Origin of the sequence: Streptomyces sp. NPDC059142, assembly GCF_042755665.1 — a bacterium.
Classification (GTDB): domain Bacteria; phylum Actinomycetota; class Actinomycetes; order Streptomycetales; family Streptomycetaceae; genus Streptomyces.
The window spans coordinates 1-6,166 of the sequence record NZ_JBHZDA010000037.1; the positions used below are offsets into that span (position 1 = coordinate 1).

At 74.7% G+C, this 6,166-nt stretch carries 5 protein-coding genes; 1 reads left to right on the top strand and 4 read right to left on the bottom strand.

Annotated elements, in window-relative coordinates:
• Window positions 1-122: 122 nt before the first annotated feature.
• On the bottom strand, window positions 123-1,403 hold the full coding sequence (locus ACFXPK_RS16010) for an FAD-dependent oxidoreductase (RefSeq protein WP_385075691.1): 1,281 nt from the start codon (window positions 1,401-1,403) through the stop codon (window positions 123-125).
• Window positions 1,404-1,443: 40 nt separating this feature from the next.
• Window positions 1,444-2,841 (bottom strand): ATP-grasp domain-containing protein, encoded by a 1,398-nt coding sequence (locus ACFXPK_RS16015; protein ID WP_385075693.1) that lies wholly within the window; start codon window positions 2,839-2,841, stop codon window positions 1,444-1,446.
• Between the two features lie 160 nt (window positions 2,842-3,001).
• On the opposite strand from ACFXPK_RS16015, the gene ACFXPK_RS16020 reads away from it, so the two are divergent.
• Window positions 3,002-4,222 carry a glycoside hydrolase family 26 protein gene (locus ACFXPK_RS16020; RefSeq protein WP_385075695.1) on the top strand — a complete coding sequence of 407 codons (1,221 nt, stop codon included), beginning with the start codon at window positions 3,002-3,004 and terminating at the stop codon, window positions 4,220-4,222.
• 34 nt (window positions 4,223-4,256) lie between these two features.
• Here ACFXPK_RS16020 and ACFXPK_RS16025 read toward each other — a convergent pair whose 3' ends face one another.
• Together ACFXPK_RS16025 and ACFXPK_RS16030 are read right to left on the bottom strand one after the other, a co-directional pair.
• Complete coding sequence (locus tag ACFXPK_RS16025) at window positions 4,257-5,465, bottom strand: GNAT family N-acetyltransferase (protein WP_385075697.1); 1,209 nt, start codon at window positions 5,463-5,465, stop codon at window positions 4,257-4,259.
• Window positions 5,465-6,103 (bottom strand): lipopolysaccharide biosynthesis protein, encoded by a 639-nt coding sequence (locus ACFXPK_RS16030; protein WP_385075773.1) that lies wholly within the window; start codon window positions 6,101-6,103, stop codon window positions 5,465-5,467. Before ACFXPK_RS16030 ends, ACFXPK_RS16025 begins: the two co-directional genes overlap by 1 nt.
• Between the last annotated feature and the right edge of the window lie 63 nt (window positions 6,104-6,166).

Below are 6,166 nucleotides of genomic sequence, written 5' to 3' on the forward strand. Positions count from 1 at the left end.
CCGGGGGGGCGCGCCCGTGCCCGGGGCCCCCGGGCGCCCCGCCGGGGCGTCCCCCCCCGCCGGGGGCGGGGGGCGGCGGCGCGGGGGGGCGCCCCCCCCCCCCCCGCCCCGCCGGACGGCGCTCACCTGACGGAGAGCCGGCCCCGGGCCTGCGCCTCGCGCTGCCCCTGCCGCTGGCGCACCTTGGCGAGCGGTCCGCCCCGGGCGCCGACCCGGCGCCGTACCCCGGCCACCAGCCGCTCCGCCGTGTACGACGCGCCGTACACGAACCGCATCGACGGGCCGAACGAGGGCGCGCTCAGCAGGCCCGCCAGGAAGAGGCCCGGGTACGAGGACTCGAAGGCGGCGCTCGCCTCGGGCGCCCTGCTCGGGCCCACGGTCCGCAGGCTCCCGGCGAGCGGCCCTTCGAGCAGGCCGAGCCGGTCGAGCCCCGGGGTGAACCCGGTGGCCGCGATGACATGGTCGGTCTCCACGGTCTCCGTGCGCCCCGTGGTGGCGAACAGCTCCAGCCGTACCCGGCCGCCCGCCGGGGCCGCCGTCACCACGCTCTCGCCGAGCCGCACCTCCACCCGCGCCGCCGTCTCGAAGCGCTCCCGCAGCCACCACGCCCCGGCCGGGCCGAGCGCCGAGGTGAAGATCCGGGCGCGGGTCGCCTCGGGGAGCCGGCGGAAGACACCGGGGGTCTCCGCGTACAGCCAGTTCTTCCAGCCGCAGCCGAGTCCGGTGTGCGGGGCGCGCGCCGCGGTGGCGGCGGGACGGTCGAGAGGCGGCGGCAGGGTGTTCCAGTCGAGCCGCCCCGAGCGGGCCACCAGCCGTACGGACGTGCCCTGTTCGGCGAGGAGCGCGGCCGTCTCCAGCGCCGCCTGACCCGCCCCGATGACCGTCACGTCACCGCCCGCGAACCGCGTCAGATCCGCGTGGTGGCTGCTGTGCGTCACCTGGGCGCGGTCCAGACCGAGCAGCGGCGCGGGGATGTCGATGAACGGCATGACGCCGACGGCGAGCGCCACCGTACGCGCGAGGATCCGCTCACCGTCCTCGGCGGTCAGCCGGAACCCGCCGGGACAGACCTCCACGGAGGTGATCATCCGTTCGTCGACCGGCGGGGCGGCGCGCTCGGCGAACCACAGTCCGTACGAGGCGAAGAGGCCGACCGGCAGCGGCACGCCGTGCCGGGCCTCCCGTCCCAGGGTGGCCGTGTAGGCGGCGAGGCCGAAGGCGCCGCCCGGGTCGGAGAGGTTGGACGCCCACGGTTCGGACTTCAGGAACATCCCCGGCGGCATGTGCTCCCGCCACGAGGCCATCGGACTGCCGAAGACCCGCAGGTCGAGCCCGGCCGCGGCGGCGTGCGCCGCGATGGAGAGTCCGTAGGGGCCGGCGCCCACAACTACCAGGTCGTGCATGGTGTTTCCCGCTCTCTGTGGTGTGTCTGCTGGGGAGGGTTCATCGGGTGGGGCGCCGTGCGGGGGCCGGGGGCCGGCCGGAGGGGTCCTGGCCGCGCCACCGCTGCCGTACGGACGGGATGCGCGGCCGCCGTCCGGTGCCGTCGTCACGCCGGACCGGCAGGGCGCGGCGCAGCAGCCGCCCGCAGCGGCGTACGAGATGGAGCCCCCACGCGAGGGCCATCGCGCAGGCGGGCAGCGGATCGTCAAGCGCCCACCACGCCGTCTCGGTGGAGCGGGGCCGGGGGCGCCGCCGGGGCCGGGAGGAGGTTCCCCCGACGTCCCGGCGGCCGGTCCTGACCGAGGAGAGGAAAGACAGCGCCGCGTAGTTCTCGACGACGAACGCGCGCCCGTGCACCGCCTCCTGCACCGGCAGGCCGCGTCCGGTCAGGTCGAGGTGGAGGGCGCGCACGACATCCGTGCCGGAGCGGTCGGTGAAGAGCCGGAACTGCGCGCCGGGCCGGGGGTTGAAGTCGAGCAGGTGGTACGCGCCGGTCGCGGCCTCGCGGCGGAAGTCGAGGTCGAGGATGCCCCGGTAGCCGAGGGCGGCGACCAGTTCGCCGGCCAGTCGCTCCACGGCCGGGTTGGGCAGCCACCGGCCGACCGCGGTCAGCCCCGCCCCCACCGGCCAGGCGCGGTCCTTGCGCCCGGCGGCCCCGAGCAGCCGGGTGCGGCCGGGCCCGGGGCCGGGCCCGCTGTAGCCGTGGAAGAACCAGTCGCGGTCGGGCCCGTGCGGCAGGAACTCCTGGAGCAGCAGTCTGCTGCCCGCCTCGTCGCTGCGTCCGTACAGCGCGCGTGCCTCCTGCGGGGAGCGGACGACGCGGGTGCTGCGCAGCCCGGACCCTTCGGGCAGCAGCCAGGGTCTGCTCCACTTGGCGACCACGGGCAGCCCCAGCGACCAGGCGGCAGCGGCGGCCTCGGCCGCGCCGTCGGGGATGACCGTGCGGGGGTGGGGCAGGCCCAGTTCCCGGCAGATGCCGGCCAGCTCCGCCTTGTCGGCGACGCGCTCGGGCAGCCCTGACGGCTGTTCAGGCAGGAGGTAGCGGCCCGTCAGTTCCGGCTGGAGCCGGTCCACGGCGATGGCGCTCAGGTCGTCCATCGCGATGAGGACGGCGGGGGCCGGGAGCCGGTCGGCGATGGAGAGGAGCAGCCGCCGTACGGAGGCGGGCGCCGGGTCGGTCGCCGGAATCCCTGTCAGATCCGCTGTGTGCGCGGGCCGTAGATGGGCCTGGCGCAGATAGCGGGAGCGTCCGACGGGGCTGTGCGCGCCCTCGACCACCGCGTGCACCTCGATCCCGGCGCGGCCGAGGGAGCGTACGGCGCCCAGCGTGCCGTGGTGGAACGGGTTCCGGTCGAGCCGTACGAGGACGGCCGGAACGCGGGTGTCAAAGCTCGGCACGGTGTGCCCTTCATTTCGATACCCCATGCGAGGGATGAAATTCACGAATGGACTACTGCAACACCAGGCCGGGTTCCCGACCGGCTTATTAGAAATACTTTGTGATCAACGTGACCATGGCCTGCGGCCACGGAATCACGTGCGATCACAAGGAGCGGACATGACCTCTCGAAGAAGCCGAAGGATGACGACCGCCTGTCTGGGCGTCATCTCGGCCGGACTTCTCGCCTCCGGTGCCGTACTGCCCGTTCCACGACTCGCCGCGGATTCCGGTGGTACGGAGAGACAGAAGCCGCCGGCGGCCCCGTCACCCGCGCTGGGCGCGTATCTCGACTACGGGCCGGACGGGGTACGGCGTATCGCGGCCATGGAGAAATGGCTCGGCGGCCGGGAATTGCGCGTGGGGCACACCTATCTCCCGGGCGACGTGTGGTCCAACATCGAGGGCAGCCCCGATTTCCTGGAGAGCTGGGCCGAGTGGCGCAAGGCGCGCGACGACCGGATGTTCATCCTCAACGTGCCCATGCTGGAGCGGAACGAGGACCATGTGTCCGACGGTGTGGTCCGCCGTGAGCTGCGCAGAGGCGCCTCGGGCCAGTACGACGAGCACTTCAGGAAGCTGGCGCGGCGACTGGTGGCGCTCGGGGTCCCCGACACGGTGGTCGTGCTCGGCTGGGAGATGAACGGAATCACGTACACCCATCGTTGCGGTCCTGACCCGGAGGCATGGAAGGCGTACTGGAACCGTATCGTCACCGCGATGCGCGAGGTGCCGGGACAGAAACTCCGATTCGATTTCGCGCCGAACCGGGGGCGGGACGCCATTCCCTGGACGGAGTGTTATCCGGGCGACTCCACCGTGGACATCATCGGCATGGACTCGTACGACCAGCCGCCGGGACGGACGTTCGACGAACAGGTCACCGAGCCCTACGGACTCCAGCAGCATGTGGACTTCGCCGCCGCACATGGAAAGGTGATCTCCTATCCGGAGTGGGGCCTCTACCGCAACGGTGACAACCCTGTGTACATGCGCCGGATGCTCCAGTGGATCGACACGTACAAGCCGCTGTACAACACCGTCACGGATTACTGCCCGCACGGCGTCTGGCAGTGCAGGAAGAATCCCCAGTCGTCGAAGGTGTTCCGTTCGATGCTGTACGGACGCGACCCGCAGCCCGTGCCGACCCCGACGCCGACCGCCCCGACCCCTGACCCCTCTCCCACGGCGCCCGTGGAGCCCACGCCGGTCCCGACACCGGTCCCGACGCCCGAGCGTCCGCAGGGCTGCCGCCCGCTGAACCTCGGTACCTGGCTGGAGAGCTGGCTGGGCGGCAAGATCTGTATCCGTCTCGACTGGTGGCAGAGCCGGCGCGGCTGAGTTCACGGCCCCGGCACGGACGGCGGCGGCGAGGTCATCCCTGGCCGCCGCCCCGCCGTGGCCGGGCCCGTGGTCGCGCCCGCTTCACCAGCTCGGCCGCCCGGCCGCGCCCCGCCGCGCGCGCGACCACCAGATGCAGGGAGGGCGCCAGCGCGGACCGGGCGAGCAGCAGCCGCTGGTTGGTGACGGTCTCGGGGCGCCAGTGGTGCTTGTACGGTTCGTTGCCGCGCAGCATGCTCAGCGTGGTCCGGCCGCTCGCGCCGATCCATCCCGCACCGGCGCGCAGCAGCATCGTGGCGACGTCCGCCTTCCTGGCGCGCAGCCCGGGGTCGGCGCCGTACAGGTAGCCGCCCGCGAGCTGACCGGACATCAGGGTGACGTCGGCGGCCACCACCGCGCCGTCCAGGGTGAACTCGGTGACCCGGGCGTCGCCGGATCCGGCCATCGCGCCCACGGCCCGGGTGAGGTGGTCCGCGAAACGCCCGCTGAGGTGCTCCGTGGTGACGCCGCGGCCCTGCCACTGGAGGCGGTGCAGCGCCAGCAGCCGGGCGACGGCGGCGGGGACCTCCGTGTGCTCCACGACCCGTTCGCCGATGCCCAGCGCGTCCAGCTTGCGGAGCTTGGCGCGGGCGCGCTGGGCGCGCGCGGCGGGCAGCCGCGCGAGCAGCGCGTCCATGGGGACGGCGGGCAGCTCCAGGCAGACGGAGTCCGCCAGCCGGCGGCGCGGTCCGCGCCAGCAGTCGTAGACCCGCTCGGCGGCGGCCCCCGGCCGTACCTCGCGCAGGTCGATCACCGCGGTACGGGCCAGCTCGGCGAGGGCACGGGCGAGCGCGGGCGCGGCGGTCTCGGCGTGCTCGTCGTCGAGCAGGACGTCGGAGAAGTCGGAGATGGAGCCGCCGAGGTGGACGAGGACGGGCAGCGGGCGGTGCGTGAGCGCCAGCGCGACCGCCGCGACGGGCTCACCCGCCCGGCGGACGAGGACGACGCGCAGCCTGCCGCGCCCGCCGCGTGCGCCGTCCTGGCCGTACGACAGCCACCAGGAGTGCAGCCAGGCGTGGCTCTGGAAGGGGGTGGCCGTACGGCAGCGGCGGTACAGGGTCCCCCACTCCGGGGCGAGTTCGGCGAAGCGGACCGCGTCCCGGCACACCTCGGTGGTGTACACCGCGCCCGACCGGGAGGCGTGGAGCAGCGCCGTCACGGGGACATAGGGTGCGGTGGTCCGCGTACCGGGTCCGGGGGCCATCAGACCGTTTCCTGCTGGTGCGGGGAGGAGGCGGCCGCGGGGGCCGGCACGGACGCCGCGCCCCCGGCGTGCGCGGGGGCCTCGGGGCGGCGCTTCGGGCGGACCAGCAGGCCGAGCCCGCCGAGCAGCCCGCCCGCGCAGCCGCCGACCAGCGCGGCGAGCGGCGCGGAGGGCGTGACCGGGCTCGTGGGTTCCACGGCCCGGGAGAACGGCAGGACGCGTACGTGCGTGCTGGACTGCGTCTGCGAGCCGTTGACGACGAGCGAGCGGGCCACACCGTCCGCCATGCTCACGGCGGTGCCCGCCCGGGGCGAGGTCGCCGTCACCGAGATCATCGGCGCGTCGGGCGAGGTCGCCGTCCGGACGTTCTCCTTGAGGGTCCGCGCGGGCACCCCGGCCCAGACCGCCGCGTCCCCGACCACCGCGACCTGCGTGGCGACCCGCCCGTACGCCGTCGCGAAGCCCAGCGCGGCGGCCGGGTCGGACCGCTCGGTCGGTACGACGACGACATAGCTGGTCGCCGCGTACTCGGGGGTACGGAGCGCTCCGTACGCGCCGCCGGCCAACGCCCCCGCCAGCACGGCGACCGGCACGATCCAGCGGGCCGGCAGCGCGGCGGGCCGGAGCCGCCGCGCCAGGCGGACCGTGGGCCGCCCGGGCCGCCCGGCCCGCCGGGGCGGCGCCGGGGGGGGGGGGGGCGC